This is a genomic window from Flavobacterium nitrogenifigens (genome assembly GCF_003254565.1).
Classification (GTDB): Bacteria; Bacteroidota; Bacteroidia; order Flavobacteriales; family Flavobacteriaceae; genus Flavobacterium; species Flavobacterium nitrogenifigens.
On the sequence record NZ_QJRI01000175.1, the window covers coordinates 43936 to 57842 of the forward strand.

The window sequence follows — 13907 nt, forward strand, 5'->3', positions numbered from 1 at the left end:
AATAGAAGAAAGATTGTAGAAGCAAGATAAGAAAATCTAAAATCTACATTCTAAAATCTAAAATATAAAAGGGATTAATTCAAAAGCAAAAGCACTCTAAGTCAAATTTAGAGTGCTTTTTTATTTATCAAGTAATGTGAGAAAGGGAATTTATTCTTATAAGAATTCTCCGTGTTGAGAGATGTCTAATCCTAGTTCTTCTTTTTCTTCTGTAACTCTTAGCGGAGTAATTTTGTTTACGATGAAAAACAATGCATAAGAAGCAACAAAAGCAAAGATCGAAACCACAACAAGAGCAGTTAATTGGTTGATGAATAAAGTTGGAGTTCCGAAGATTAAACCTTGATTATCGCCAACTGCAGGGTTGATAGCTTTTGAAGCAAAAACACCTGTTAAAAGCATACCTACCATACCACCAACACCGTGACAAGCAAATACGTCAAGAGCATCATCGATTTTTCCTTTAGGGAATTTGCTCACAACAATGTTACTTACAATTGCAGAGAATAAACCAATAAAGATGGCGTGAGGAATACTTACGAAACCAGCAGCAGGCGTAATAGCAACAAGACCTACAACAGCTCCGATACAAGCTCCAAGAGCAGATAATTTATGTCCTAAGATTTTATCAAGAAAAACCCAAGCCATTGCAGCAGCTGCAGCAGCAACAGTAGTTGTTCCTAAAGCTTGAGTAGCAAGACCATTTGCTCCTAATGCAGATCCAGCATTGAAACCAAACCATCCGAACCAAAGTAAACCAGTTCCTAATAATACATAAGTAATTCTAGCAGGATTAACTTTTTGAACTTTTCTTTTTCCTAAGAAGATAGCTCCAGCCAATGCCGCCCATCCAGCGCTCATGTGAACTACAGTTCCTCCAGCAAAATCAAGAACTCCCATTTTAAAGAAATATCCATCAGGATGCCAAGTCATGTGGCATAATGGAGCATATATAAGGATTATGAATAAAACCATGAATAACAAGTAAGCCCAGAAACGAATACGTTCTGCAAAAGCACCTGTAATTAAAGCAGGTGTAATGATGGCGAATTTTGCTTGAAATAATGCGAATAACATAAAAGGAATCGTTGGGGCAAGGCTCCAAGCAGTGCTAGTTCCAACACCTTCAAAGAATAAATTAGAAGATGGATTCCCGATGATTCCTCCAATTGTAGGACCAAAAGCCAATCCAAAAGCAACAACAACCCATAAAATTGTAACAATTACCATTGCCATAAAACTTTGAAGCATAGTACTAATTACGTTCTTCTTACCTACCATACCTCCGTAGAAAAATCCTAGTCCTGGTGTCATTAACAATACAAAAGCAGTTGCAACGATCATCCAAGCAGTATCTCCCGTATCAAACTTTACAGCTTCTGCAGGAATTGGGTTGTCTGCAATGATAAAGTTCGAAATAAAGGTTAGGACCAAAATCGTGATAAGAATCACACTTAAAATAATTTTTCGCATAGTTATTTAGTTTTAAATTTTTTATAAAAGTATAAAATGATTTAATACCCCATAAAAAAATAGGGTTTGATGTTTAATTTTTGTTAAATTTAAAATTTAACCCCCATGATTTTGCGTGAATTTCTTAAAACAAACTTAAAATTTACAATTTGGCAACATTTTTTTTTCACTTACTGTCATTTTTGATAATTTTTGGGGTAATTGATTGCTATTTTTTGTAGGATAATAGATATTTGTTGTTTAAAAAATGCTCTATACATGTTGTAAAGGATATTTTTTAATCTTTTTAACAATTTTGATGATTATAATATAAGAATGGGAAATAGAAGAATTAAATGGGGAATAGTAGGATTGGGAAACATTGCAAGCCAATTTGCGTCAGACTTATTATTGGTTGAAAACGCTGAGCTGACAGCAGTTGCTTCAAGAGATTTAGCTAAAGCCGAGGAATTTGGAGGAAAATTTAATGCTTCAAGAATATACAATTCTTATGATTTGCTTTTTGAAGATTCAGAAGTTGAGGTTGTTTACATTGCAACTCCTCATAATTCGCACGCCGAATTATCTATAAAAGCTTTAGAAAAAGGTAAACATGTACTTTGCGAAAAGCCGATGTCTTTGTCTTATCAAGATGCCCAAAGAATGATAGGAGCGTCTAAAAAACATAATGTATTCTTTATGGAAGCTTTTTGGACAAGATTTATCCCTTCAGTTCAAGATGTTCTTCAAAAAATTGGAAACGGAATAATTGGAGACGTAAATTATATAAAAGCCGATTTTGCCTTTCACGGAAGTGAAACAGAAAACAAAAGACTTTTTGATAAAGAATTGGGTGGCGGAGCTTTGTTTGACATTGGTGTTTATCCTTTATTTCTGTCTTATATACTATTAGGAAAACCAAAAGAGATCGTAGCAAAAGCAATCAAACATAAAAATGATATCGATTTGCAGACTTCGATGATTTTGCAATACGAAACAGCTCAATCTGTTTTGCATGCTTCTATAGTTTCTGAATCTGATATGAAAGCGATCATTTCAGGAACAAAAGGTCGAATAGAATTAAATGCTCCGTGGTTTATAGCCAATGGTTATTCTCTATTTATAAATGAAGAAAAAGAAGCCACTTTTACTTTACCAACTTTAGGAAAAGGATATTCGCATGAAATAATAGAATGTCAAAATTGTATTCTGAATAATGAAATTGAAAGTACACTTTGGTCACATCAGAATTGTTTGGATTTGAGTAGAATAGTGGAGGAGATTAAAAATCAAATCGGGTTGCCTTTTTAGTATTAAATTATTTTGTAATAAAATATTTACATTTAATTATTTTTTCATTAGTTTTAAAAACAATTAATGAAAGGATAATTTATGTTAGTAAAAGTTTACGGAAGTGCCGTATTTGGAGTTGAGGCCACAACGATTACAGTTGAGGTTCATATGGATAAAGGGATTGGTTATCATTTAGTTGGACTTCCAGATAATGCTATAAAAGAAAGCAGTTTTAGAATTGCGGCTGCTTTAAAAAATAACGGGTTTAATTTTCCGGGAAAGAAAATTACAGTCAATATGGCTCCTGCCGACCTTCGAAAAGAAGGCTCTTCATACGATTTGACATTGGCAATGGGAATTTTGGTCGGTTCAGATCAGATAAAAGCGCCAGAAATTGAACAGTATATTATTATGGGAGAACTTTCTCTAGATGGAAGTTTGCAGCCTATTCGAGGTGCATTGCCCATTGCAATCAAAGCCAAAGAAGAAGGTTATAAAGGATTTTTTCTCCCAATTCAGAATGTAAAAGAAGCGGCTATTGTAGCAGGTTTAGATGTGTATGGGGTTTCTAATCTTCAAGAAATAGTTGATTTTTTTAAAGGAAAAGGAACGTTAGAACCCACAGTTATTGATACACGCGCAGAATTTTATAAAACATTAGATTTTCCAGAACATGATTTTTCAGATGTACGAGGGCAAGAAAGTATAAAACGCTGTATGGAAATCGCAGCAGCGGGCGGACATAATATTATTTTGATTGGTCCGCCAGGAGCAGGAAAAACCATGCTGGCCAAACGTGTTCCGAGTATTTTGCCTCCAATGACTTTGCGTGAAGCTTTGGAAACCACTAAAATTCATAGCGTTGCGGGGAAATTAAAAGAAGTCGGATTAATGAATCAGAGACCTTTTAGAAGTCCGCATCATACTATTTCTAATCTTGTATTTATTTAATGTATGGAGTTTAAAAATGATTTACGACCGCTTAAGAAAGCTTTTGACACTGGATAACATCCAAGTGTGAATTATTTCTTATTTGCATCTAAGTGCTGAAGATAAAAAAAACTTCACTTGTTTACTTAGTAATTTTTCTATTCAAAATGCGGTTAATATAATTGAATATGTTATTCAATTTAAGTTGTCTTTTATATTTTTTAATCTCATTAATGACTGTTTGTATTTCGGAATCTTGTACATCTCCAAATTCTTCTTTCGAATATTTCAGAGCAGCTAACTTGTTTTCCAACTCTATTATTTTTGCTTTTAATTCTTGATTAGCCATTTTTCACTAAATTAAGATTTTCAGGTCTATTTTCTTTGTCAAATTAATATTCCTAGTTTTGGCATAGTTTTCTTCATCGTGTTTATTTAAATTTATGATTTGGTTGTTGTTGAAAATATATCTGTTATTATTTTTTTAAGTTCTTTTTTTTCATCACTGAGTTCATCAGGGAGTTTGTCAAAAATTGTAATTAACGTTTCAATATTTGGCACTATTTGTAAAAGTTTTTCTTTGCATTCTACCCGTTTAGTTAGGCTTTTGTTTCCCATTACAATTGCATTTTCGACAGCGAATCGTACAGCGGCTCCATTTTTTGCTAAGCGATAGTAGTCTATACACAAACACCACCAATGTAAGCTAGTTGCTATTTTGTGACCTTCTGTACCATTAGAGTTTACTGCATACAATCTTGCATTGTCCCCTTTCATCATATTCATTTCTTCCTCAAAATCTTCCTTGATTTTTGACAATATGACATCTTTTTCTTTATTAAAGATTTCATCAGCGTGCTTAATCATTTCTGACTTTGCAATTTTAGTATTGTAAAGATAAGTTGCCCCAGCAAACAAAGCAATTATTCCAAGAAATACCACTAGAATAGTATTGTAAGTTTCAGTTTGATTTTCAAGTATGTCTTTATATATATCTGCTTTATCAATTTTTGTTGTTGAAAGAGTTTTATATATTGTATCTCTAATAACAATGGTGTCGTGTATAATTGTTGTAATTGGTTTGGTCATTTTATATCTGATTGTATTGAACAAAAATTCGAAATTAGCCAATTTGAGTAGTTAGCAAAACTGCTTCTGTCTAGGGGTTTTTCATTATAGAAAGTTTTACTAGATTACTCTGATTTTCTTGCAATTAATAATCCAAAAGCAAATGATTTAGGAACTTCTTTATTACCGTTATGTTGAAACATTCCATAATCAACAATAATATATTCATTTGTGACTTCGATTAAAGATATATCAGCACTAGATTGCGGTATTACAAAAACAACAGGCTTCTGGAAAAATATTGGTAATTGGTCGCCGATTATTGTTGTCATATCTCTGAAATAGAACTTTTTGTTAATTTCAGCTGTCGCATTATTTTCATAATTACTAATTTGTAAATTATCGATTACATAAAAGCTTTTATCTAGTACATTTCTTTTTTTGATGTTATTTATTGTGTCCTTTAATGCTAATAGACCTTTGTTGGATGCAAGCATTTCTTTAGAAAATTTGACTTTGCTTAAATCCATTTTTCTCAGAAAAATATCATAAGCATTTATTCTAGTATCATATTTTACAATGTTAGAATCCAATGATTTTATCTTTTGGTCAAACAATTTTATTTTAGTATCCAAGGAATCGGTTTTTTTTTGAAATGATGCTACGAAATTTTCGTATTTATCTACGCCAAAAAAGCCAGCCACCGCTATCACTATAACACCAACAGAAGTTATGAATTGCAACTTATACTTCAATTCATAGTATCGGTCATCACTTATTCCATTGTAATTGTATTGGTTATTTTGCTTTTGAATTTTTCGTAAACTCACAAAAGACATAATAACAAAAACAGCGATTACTAATAAGAAAATATAAACTAATGTCATTTTACATTTATGTTGTTTAGAGGTATTTACAATTTATAAGTAAGGACTATAATTATTTTATAAACTTATATAAAATAATGAAACAATTTCATAAAGAAATTAAAAATGTAAATAAAGAGTTACAGTACGAAGAACTTATAAAACTCTTTTCAGAATACAAACAAAACAAATTCCAACAGATAAGAGACAAAATTTTTTTTGCAAACGTTAAGCTGGTCTTTTCAATTTCTAAAAAATATCAGTCACCCGACATTGACGACATAGAGCAATACGGATTTATTGGACTGGTCAATGCAATCGAAAACTTTGACCCTGATAAAAATATTAGATTTTCCACGTACGCAACTAGATGCATCACAAATGAAATACAAAGAGGGTTGAAGCAGGTAAATAATATTGTGAGTGTTCCAATTGCGGCCCAAAATAAAGAAGACTACACCAAGCCCTGCTTTTTAAGTATCGACGATTTTGAACCCGACCCCGAGAACGAAAGCGATTTTGATAGACAACTATTTTGGATTATTGTGCAGCAGATTTGCACCGAAGAGGAAACCGATATTTTGCTCAAACGCTTTTGCTATGAGGAAAAACTAACGCTTGCCAAGATTGGAAGCAATTGGAATGTTGCGCCTGACCAGCTTAGCAAAGCACCAACACAATTGATGTGGAAAAAGCTAAACGGAATACTTAAAAAGCTAAGAAGCAATGAAATATTAAAAAAATACTACGCTTAGGTTTTACTTTTTTTTGACCTCATACTATAATATCAGTATGAGCAAATACAAAAAATTTACAGATGAAGAGAAACAGGATGCAGTAATGCGCATTTGCGACGATATAGCAACAGGCAGCCCGCTAACGCAGACCTTGCAAAGCTATGGCGTTGTTTCTATTTCAACATTTAACTACTGGCTGAACCAAAACCCTGAGCTTAAACTTTTGTACCACGATGCGCAAAAGCACAGAGAACAGCATTTGTTTGATGAAATGCTACGAATCGCTTACAGCGAAAGCCCGAAAGAAATCAAGAAATATCGCAACGGTGAGCTATACGAAACGATTGTAAAAGACAGCGTTGAAGACAGGCGTATTAAAATCAATACAATCAAATGGGCTTTGGGTAAAATGAACCCTAACAAATACGGTGAGAAAGTAATCGTTGACGATGCAACCAGTTCACCTATAACGGCTATTAGATTTATTGATGTGAATGCAGCTGACGATTAAACCACTTAAACACCAAAAGGAGTTTTTATTATCCAAAGCGGTGCATACTGCTTTAATTGGCGGTTATGGTGCTGGAAAGTCACACGCGGGAGTACTAAAGACAGTCATTAAAAAAATCGAGTACAATGGACTTAATGTAGCGTATTACTTGCCAACGTATGCGCTTATCAAAGATATTGCTTTGCCTAAGTTCAGTGAAATACTAACGGATTTTGGCATTAAGTTCAAGATAAACAAGCACGACAATACAATTACTACAGATTACGGTAAAATCCTGCTTCGCAATATGGCAGACCCCAACAAGATAGTTGGTTATGAGGTTGCATACAGTATGATTGACGAAGCAGATACGTTGCCAAAGGGCAAAATGGCTGATATTTTCGTTAGAATCCTAGGACGAAATAGGCTTAAACTGCCAAATAATGAGCCGAATTGCGTCGATACTGTTTCAACGCCCGAAGGGTTCGGCTGGTTATACGAGTTTTTTGTCAAAGAATTTACTTCAAACAAGAGGGTAATTAGAGCAAGAACGTATGACAATCCATTTTTGCCAGCAAATTATATCGAAACCTTAAGGGAATCTTACAGCGAAGCTTTATTTAATGCCTACATCAACGGTGAGTTTGTCAATTTAAATAGTTCGAGCGTATATAAATCGTTCAATCGTAAGATAAATAAGAGCGTTGAAGTAATCCAATCAGGTGATGCTCTTTTTATCGGATTGGATTTTAACGTTACCAAAATGAATGCGGTTGTACACGTCTTAAGAAACGGTGTTTTGCACGCAGTGGACGAGATAACCAACGGGTTTAATACCCAAGATGTTTGCGACATTTTGAAAGAACGCTTTGCAGGTTTCAAAATCTTTGTTATTCCTGATGCTTCGGGTTCAGCAAGAGCCAGTAACGGAGCTAGTAATTTCGATATTATCAAGTCAAACGGTTTTATAATCGATGCGCCACGTAAAAATCCAAGTATCAGCGACAGGGTTAACGGTGTCAATTTAGCATTTGAAAATGGGAACTATTACGTAAACGACGAAAAGTGTCCAAACTATACCGAAGCACTGGAAAATCAAATTTACAAAAACGGTATTCCTGACAAGTCAGGCGGTTATGACCACATTACTGAAGCGGGAGGTTATGCAGTTTTCAAAAAGCTTTACGGTATGAAATCACAAGTATTATAAAAATAAAACTATGACAAAAAATACAGGTTGTGCGGGTTGCAAATCGCAGTCAGCGGACAACAAAGAAAATAACATTAAAATGCTTGTTAGCTTTTTTCCGATTCTAAAAGCAGAATACAGGGAATTGAAAAAAGCAGAGCTAGAAAGTGAAAAGGTATTCAAAGAACTTTTTCCCGATAATGCAACAGTTGATTTGGGATTGCTTAAAGCGGTTTACCAGTACCAGCAATTAAAAAACGATATCAGCAAGTAATGAGAGTAACAGACAGAATTTATAAAACCAAAAACGACATTCCATATTTGACGCTGGTTAAGTTTGGCGAAGAAATTAAAGGAAATGAAACCGATTTGGAACTTGTTAGGGCAAAGGTTAAAGAACATTTCAAAACAACCGATTTGGAAGCGTTTAACAAGGCGATAACCACCAACCCGAAGCAGGTTAAGTTTCGATACAAATACGACGGTGATTTAAGCATAATCGACAAATTTATTGACGTTGATACATTCCAGCGTGAAAATGATTTTGAAGCTCTTTTGCAGATACTCCTTAAGCCAAAATACAAATTGATACCAGTTGATGTTCATAAAGTGAGCCTTGCCGAAGTTGAAGTAATTACAAAGTCTTTCTTGTAAGCTTATTAGACTATAAAGAGCGTTACCCGTACATCTTCAACCCGCCTTACATCTACCAACCCCACCAAGAGGAAACGCAAGGCACGTACGAGCGTAAAGCGTTTAATGAGCATTATGGAGGCTATATGGAAATGTTTTATTTGCTTACCAACGGAGACTTTACAAAGATACCCGAGGTAGAGAAATGGAACACCGACCGTTTTTTATTCCAAGCCGAATACTTACTGCGTAAGCGTATGGTTGAAAACATAAAGTAGCATTAACACTTAAAAATTAAATGAATGAAATATATCAAATCAACGATTGGCTTGTAAAAGAGTTTCAAAAGAATGAACTGGTAAACACAATTTCAACGTTACCAACACTTCAAATTGATACCCAAATAGCCAACATTTACCCGCTGGTTAATTTAGACCTGCAAGATACGGACATAACAGAAAGTCAAATCTCAGCAAATTATCGCATTACGATAGTTCAGCAGCGTGACACTCGAACAGATATAACCGACAACAAACTGCTTACAAACTCGAACTATATCGACAACGTAAGCGAAACACATTCAATCGCTCACAAGCTTTTAAATAAATTGCTTAGAGGCTACAATGATTTGAATATTGAAATACAATCACAGTCAACTCTAAGACAATTAAAAAACTGGTCTCGCAATTCGCTAGATGGTGTGCAATTCGATTTAGAGCTTGCAATCCCTAATGCAGGCACGATATGCTGACAGATGCAGAGATACGAGTAATAGCCCAGCAGATTGTTGACGAATCCAAACGAACTGCCCACGTTGACCAAGGAACGCTAAAACGTTCCATCAGCTACACTGTAACTAACGGCAAGTACATTTTCAGACAGATGTATTACGGTTTTTATGGTGAAGACAACCCAAGTGGGATTAATTCACAATTGGAAGCGAATGCCCGCAGACTAATGCCGAAAGGTGTCGAATATCAGGTAATCGGTACAGACTTCAACGGTAAGACAAAAGAAAGAACGGTTTTAAAAAGCGGTCGAGCGTTGGAAAAATCACCAACGCCAAGCACCAGCAATAAACAGACAACTTCAAATCTTAGAAAGTTGCTGAACACACTCAAAGAGAGACGCAAAAAAGATGGCGATTCAGAGAACTAGACGAACCAAAGAACAAATCGAAGCCGACAAGATTATCAAAGAAGAACTTCTTAAGCTTGGCGAAACCATTTATGAGGAAGCAAAGCAAAATTCTAGGGTTGCAAAAGATACTTACTACACGACTGACCGAGTGCGCCCAGCTGGAACGCTTAACAAAGCAGGTGGAACGCTTAGAGATTCGATAAACTACAGGGTTGAGGGCGACACAACACTAATGCTTGGACAAGTTTATTACGGAGCATACCAAAAGCCCAACGAGTTATTAGTGTCGGTTGACAGGCACACGCCCGAAGCAACGAAAACCATAATAACCAACATAACGCAAATACTTTTACAACCATTCACAAGTAATGCCTAATCTAACCAATGACTTAAAAACAATAATCGATACACCTGATAAAATCCAATTTTGCAATAGTCCAATTCACATTAGACAGACAGCTCTTAATGTTGGAAATCTGATAAAAAAAGTAACGCATTACCTTTGGATTTGGAACACCGACCAAAGCAAAACACTCGGTGATGCAAACCAAATCATAGCAAAAGAAATTGTAAGCCGTGCAGACGATTACATTACGGTTAACATTGCTGATTTAATCAAAGCTTGGCTTGTCAGTCCTGAGAACGCAAGAAACACGAACCAACCTCAATTTGCTTGGAATCCCTACACACTTGCGGCCCAAACTGGGCAAGGCGTTTTTTATCAACTTATCAGCGAAGTCTTGGAAGAAGAACCAACGACCAACGCTATAGTACAAAATACGGTTGTAAGTCCTACATACTTCGCAACGCTTGGCTATCGATGGAACTACGAACAAAACACAGGTTCAACAAACGGATTGAACCCGAATAAATCAGATATTTTTAAATCAACGCCTTACAGATATTACAACCAGTCAATTGACAACTATTTTGAAAACACTTTCAATCTTGGTCAAAGCGTTGAAACCTGTACAAGTGGTAATATGATATTGCAAAGCAAAATCATACCGCTATCAAGACAAACGTTTTGTGCGCTGGACAGTTATTTGATTGTTTTTTTAAACAAGTTGGGCTTATGGGATTATTTCACGCCATTTGGCAAAACAATTATTTCAAATAAAACCGAGACAAGCAGCTCTAACCGTATGTTTAGAGACCCAAGCACGATTAACAACTCGCAAGTGCATTCAAGCCTTAGAGACACAATAAACGTTTCACAGACATACACGATTAATACGGGGCACATAGATGAATCAGCAACGCAGTTAATAGAAGAGCTGGTTTACAGTCCAAAGGTTTATTTAATCCGTTTCAGTGGTGAGAAAGTGACCAGCACAATAACTGGGATAACAGTTGACAACACATACATAACGGTAGACAACACAAATATTACAGTTGATAACGATACAGTGACAAGCGAGAGTGTCGGTTACTTTTCAACGTTCCAGCAAATACCAGTACTGCTGACCAATCCCGACGAACTTATAAACCTTACGAGGCTTAATAATAAAGTTAACATCGAATACACCTTAAAATTTGATGAAACTAACAATAAGATACTTGACATAAAATAATGCAACAAGTAGTTACAGAAATTTATATAGCACCTTTTAGCGGTTCAACAGATTACGTAAAACTAGACCTTTTCAATAACGAATCTATTAACTTAAAATACACGCAAAAAGACCTAACCGATTTGAGCAAAGTTTTTGCGCCTTATTCGCTTTCTTTTACAATTCCAGCGACACCAAAAAATAGGCAGGCTCTATTATTTTTCGGTGATACGGACGTTTTAAAAGCAAATATTACGGGTTCTTTTCCCTGCAAGATTTACACAGATGGAAATTTAAACCTAACAGGAAACTTCAATGTTGAAGAGGCGAAATATGATAATAATGGTATAACCTCAATACAAGGAAGTTTTGAAACAGATTTTAAAAGCCTTAAGGAGCGAATCGGGGAGGACTTAATCAGCGATTTGGCAACAGTCTTAACAGGTTCAACCAGTTTACAGTTTACGCCAACAGTTGCAAGAGATTCAATACACGCAAAACAATTATTGTACAAGGAATTAGATTATGTTAACAGCGGAACAACCAGCGCAAACGACATTGTAATTAACTACATAACACCGCTTGCATCAAATAACCGTGTTTGGAGTTATAGCCAAGTTGAGGACGTAACCGACAATATTGCATATAGTGCAATGTATAGCGGTGCAACGTTAATGCCAATTGAAACAACTGAATTGAAGCCCGCAGTTAGTTATCGTGCGTTGGTTGAAATGATGTTTAAGAAATACGGCTTGCAGGTTAATATGCCACTTAGAAATGACAAGATGTTTAATGAAATGTATGTTTGGGTTAACGGTGCAGCTTCGGAAGAAAAGCTTAGCGACAACAACGTCATTAATTTTAGTAACCAATTCAATACAATATATTGTCAATTATTGATATTCGATGCAATGAACCAAGGTGTGCAACTTCCTGCCACACCTGAGATTATCCCGTTTTTTGGTACTGACGTACCGCCTGGTTTTTTAATAGGTTCAGACCCTTTTAAGTATCACGTTTCTAATAGTTTAAAAAATGGTTTCGGTACTATTAAAATCAATATTGGTGATAAAGCAACATCAAGTATGCCCGATATTTTCACGTTGCAAAGAACAACAAAATATATCAGGTTTAGTGTTCAGTTGACAAACCTTGTATTGCAGACCACAAGCGGTAAAATAAACATTTCATTACGAAGACCGAACGGAACAAAAGCACCTGCAGACTGTGAAGAAATACTTAACGCTTCGGTTGATATGGTGACAGGTAATAACAACATATTTGTTGATATTCCTGACACACTTTTCGATAATTATACAGAAGGTTACGAACTATATCCATCGATTGAATTCTATTTATTATTTAAAGCCGACCTAGCAAGCTGGGAAGTTACAAACATATACACACAATACGGTTACGCCAGTGCTGACGGGGGGTGGTTACAGGGTTATAATACAATTGCACAGCGTTGTTTTTCAGATGGTAGCGAAAAATTCAAGGCTTCAGGAGGTATCGATTTTGTGCAGTCACTGCCAAAAATGAAAGTTGTTGATTTCTTTCAATCATTCCTTAAAACATTCAACTTATCGATTTATAACCCGATTGTAAATACAAACCAATTGCAGATTTTAAGTGTTGAGGACGTTAACGAAGAACATAAGATTTACGCTAAGAAAGAAGTTGATTACACAGCTTATGTAAACGCTTCAACTTATACAAAATCGGTTCAGGATAAATACAATAAATACAACTTTAAACACGCAACGAGCAAGTATAAATCTAACGTTGACTACGTGGCAGGTAATACAGCAGGGTTGGAATACGGACAAATAAATCAGGAAAATAACAGCGGTAAGGCTAACGAGTACAGCGTCGTGACTAATTATACAATCATACCGCCAAGAGGTGTTTTAAATACAAATCTGCAAACGTATTATGGATTTAGTAACGAAGCGGCCGACGAACAGAACCGTTACAAACCAATCAATACCGAGCTTGTTTTATTTGTAAATAACAATCTTACATATTTGTCTAATGGTGTGGAGCTTGGTTTTTTATTAGCTGATACGAATATCGTCCCAATTAACAGTTATATGTTAATGTTGCCTTGGTTTGCAAATACTAAACAGTCTCTAGGTTTCAGCGTGCTAATTGACGACGTGAGCGGTGACAGCGCAAACAAAGAGAAAACTGAATCATTGTACCAAAGATATTATTCGGCGCAAACGACAAGACTTTTAAATGTTAATTCACTTTCTCACAAGTTCGATTTATACTTGCCTAGTTCCGAAATCTATGTTAACCCAACAAGAGGGAACGAACCGCCAACAGGGTTTAGACTTCAAAATGATATAATTATTGGTGAAACCCGTTTCAGTGTTCTAGATGCAAATATTGACATTACTACTGGAAAGGCAAAATTGAACCTGCTTAACTATTTAACTGCTGACAATACTGGTAAGGGAGTTTTACCAACACCTAATATGTACAGCCCTGATGGTTACGATTCAACACAATATCAAATACAATAACGAAAAGCAAAAATACTATGAAAAA

General features: G+C 35.3%; 15 protein-coding genes and 1 pseudogene. 12 read left to right on the forward strand and 4 right to left on the reverse strand.

The features are described 5' to 3' along the window. Nucleotides 1–156: 156 nt before the first annotated feature. A complete protein-coding gene (locus tag DM397_RS12150) occupies nucleotides 157–1473 on the reverse strand; it encodes an ammonium transporter (protein ID WP_111377790.1) in 1317 nt (438 codons plus the stop codon). 315 nt (nucleotides 1474–1788) lie between these two features. On the opposite strand from DM397_RS12150, the gene DM397_RS12155 reads away from it, so the two are divergent. After that, complete coding sequence (locus DM397_RS12155) at nucleotides 1789–2763, forward strand: Gfo/Idh/MocA family protein (protein WP_111377791.1); 975 nt, start codon at nucleotides 1789–1791, stop codon at nucleotides 2761–2763. A gap of 81 nt (nucleotides 2764–2844) precedes the next feature. Beyond that, nucleotides 2845–3693 (forward strand): annotated as a pseudogene (locus tag DM397_RS12160) (YifB family Mg chelatase-like AAA ATPase); the annotation flags it as partial. Nucleotides 3694–3817: 124 nt separating this feature from the next. Here the strand turns inward: DM397_RS12160 and DM397_RS12165 are convergent. From DM397_RS12165 to DM397_RS12175, 3 genes are all read right to left on the reverse strand, one after another. Beyond that, nucleotides 3818–4024, reverse strand: coding sequence for a hypothetical protein (locus DM397_RS12165; RefSeq protein WP_111377792.1), 207 nt, complete (start codon nucleotides 4022–4024; stop codon nucleotides 3818–3820). A 92-nt stretch (nucleotides 4025–4116) separates the two neighbouring features. Beyond that, the gene (locus tag DM397_RS12170; protein WP_111377793.1) at nucleotides 4117–4764 is read right to left on the reverse strand and encodes a hypothetical protein; all 648 of its coding nucleotides are present in this window, start codon (nucleotides 4762–4764) and stop codon (nucleotides 4117–4119) included. A 104-nt stretch (nucleotides 4765–4868) separates the two neighbouring features. Beyond that, entirely contained in the window at nucleotides 4869–5630 is a 762-nt protein-coding gene (locus tag DM397_RS12175) for a hypothetical protein (protein WP_111377794.1), read from the reverse strand. 77 nt (nucleotides 5631–5707) lie between these two features. Here DM397_RS12175 and DM397_RS12180 point away from each other — a divergent pair, with 77 nt between their 5' ends. From DM397_RS12180 to DM397_RS12225, 10 genes are all read left to right on the forward strand, one after another. Beyond that, on the forward strand, nucleotides 5708–6364 hold the full coding sequence (locus tag DM397_RS12180; RefSeq protein WP_111377795.1) for a sigma-70 family RNA polymerase sigma factor: 657 nt from the start codon (nucleotides 5708–5710) through the stop codon (nucleotides 6362–6364). Between the two features lie 37 nt (nucleotides 6365–6401). Beyond that, nucleotides 6402–6857, forward strand: a complete 456-nt coding sequence (locus DM397_RS12185) for a terminase small subunit-like protein (protein ID WP_111377796.1) — start codon at nucleotides 6402–6404, stop codon at nucleotides 6855–6857. Next, on the forward strand, nucleotides 6841–8046 hold the full coding sequence (locus DM397_RS12190; protein ID WP_111377797.1) for a phage terminase large subunit: 1206 nt from the start codon (nucleotides 6841–6843) through the stop codon (nucleotides 8044–8046). The genes DM397_RS12185 and DM397_RS12190 overlap by 17 nt, the downstream gene beginning before the upstream one ends. A 10-nt stretch (nucleotides 8047–8056) precedes the next feature. Beyond that, on the forward strand, nucleotides 8057–8299 hold the full coding sequence (locus DM397_RS12195; protein ID WP_111377798.1) for a hypothetical protein: 243 nt from the start codon (nucleotides 8057–8059) through the stop codon (nucleotides 8297–8299). After that, entirely contained in the window at nucleotides 8299–8679 is a 381-nt protein-coding gene (locus DM397_RS12200) for a hypothetical protein (protein ID WP_111377799.1), read from the forward strand. Before DM397_RS12195 ends, DM397_RS12200 begins: the two co-directional genes overlap by 1 nt. 277 nt (nucleotides 8680–8956) lie before the next feature. Then, nucleotides 8957–9409 (forward strand): hypothetical protein, encoded by a 453-nt coding sequence (locus DM397_RS12205; RefSeq protein ID WP_111377800.1) that lies wholly within the window; start codon nucleotides 8957–8959, stop codon nucleotides 9407–9409. Beyond that, nucleotides 9403–9816 carry a hypothetical protein gene (locus tag DM397_RS12210; protein ID WP_111377801.1) on the forward strand — a complete coding sequence of 138 codons (414 nt, stop codon included), beginning with the start codon at nucleotides 9403–9405 and terminating at the stop codon, nucleotides 9814–9816. The genes DM397_RS12205 and DM397_RS12210 overlap by 7 nt, the downstream gene beginning before the upstream one ends. Continuing rightward, entirely contained in the window at nucleotides 9797–10174 is a 378-nt protein-coding gene (locus tag DM397_RS12215) for a hypothetical protein (RefSeq protein WP_111377802.1), read from the forward strand. Before DM397_RS12210 ends, DM397_RS12215 begins: the two co-directional genes overlap by 20 nt. Then, nucleotides 10167–11372 (forward strand): hypothetical protein, encoded by a 1206-nt coding sequence (locus tag DM397_RS12220; protein WP_111377803.1) that lies wholly within the window; start codon nucleotides 10167–10169, stop codon nucleotides 11370–11372. Before DM397_RS12215 ends, DM397_RS12220 begins: the two co-directional genes overlap by 8 nt. Continuing rightward, a complete protein-coding gene (locus DM397_RS12225; protein ID WP_111377804.1) occupies nucleotides 11372–13882 on the forward strand; it encodes a hypothetical protein in 2511 nt (836 codons plus the stop codon). Before DM397_RS12220 ends, DM397_RS12225 begins: the two co-directional genes overlap by 1 nt. The last annotated feature ends 25 nt before the right edge of the window (nucleotides 13883–13907 follow it).

Coding starts and splice junctions, on each gene's coding strand:
- DM397_RS12175 (WP_111377794.1), bottom strand. CDS start 5,630: ATGACATTAGTTTATATTTTCTTATTAGTAATCGCTGTTTTTGTTATT.
- DM397_RS12210 (WP_111377801.1), top strand. CDS start 9,403: ATGCTGACAGATGCAGAGATACGAGTAATAGCCCAGCAGATTGTTGAC.
- DM397_RS12165 (WP_111377792.1), bottom strand. CDS start 4,024: ATGGCTAATCAAGAATTAAAAGCAAAAATAATAGAGTTGGAAAACAAG.
- DM397_RS12215 (WP_111377802.1), top strand. CDS start 9,797: ATGGCGATTCAGAGAACTAGACGAACCAAAGAACAAATCGAAGCCGAC.
- DM397_RS12195 (WP_111377798.1), top strand. CDS start 8,057: ATGACAAAAAATACAGGTTGTGCGGGTTGCAAATCGCAGTCAGCGGAC.
- DM397_RS12185 (WP_111377796.1), top strand. CDS start 6,402: ATGAGCAAATACAAAAAATTTACAGATGAAGAGAAACAGGATGCAGTA.
- DM397_RS12170 (WP_111377793.1), bottom strand. CDS start 4,764: ATGACCAAACCAATTACAACAATTATACACGACACCATTGTTATTAGA.
- DM397_RS12200 (WP_111377799.1), top strand. CDS start 8,299: ATGAGAGTAACAGACAGAATTTATAAAACCAAAAACGACATTCCATAT.
- DM397_RS12180 (WP_111377795.1), top strand. CDS start 5,708: ATGAAACAATTTCATAAAGAAATTAAAAATGTAAATAAAGAGTTACAG.
- DM397_RS12150 (WP_111377790.1), bottom strand. CDS start 1,473: ATGCGAAAAATTATTTTAAGTGTGATTCTTATCACGATTTTGGTCCTA.
- DM397_RS12205 (WP_111377800.1), top strand. CDS start 8,957: ATGAATGAAATATATCAAATCAACGATTGGCTTGTAAAAGAGTTTCAA.
- DM397_RS12220 (WP_111377803.1), top strand. CDS start 10,167: ATGCCTAATCTAACCAATGACTTAAAAACAATAATCGATACACCTGAT.
- DM397_RS12225 (WP_111377804.1), top strand. CDS start 11,372: ATGCAACAAGTAGTTACAGAAATTTATATAGCACCTTTTAGCGGTTCA.
- DM397_RS12155 (WP_111377791.1), top strand. CDS start 1,789: ATGGGAAATAGAAGAATTAAATGGGGAATAGTAGGATTGGGAAACATT.
- DM397_RS12190 (WP_111377797.1), top strand. CDS start 6,841: ATGCAGCTGACGATTAAACCACTTAAACACCAAAAGGAGTTTTTATTA.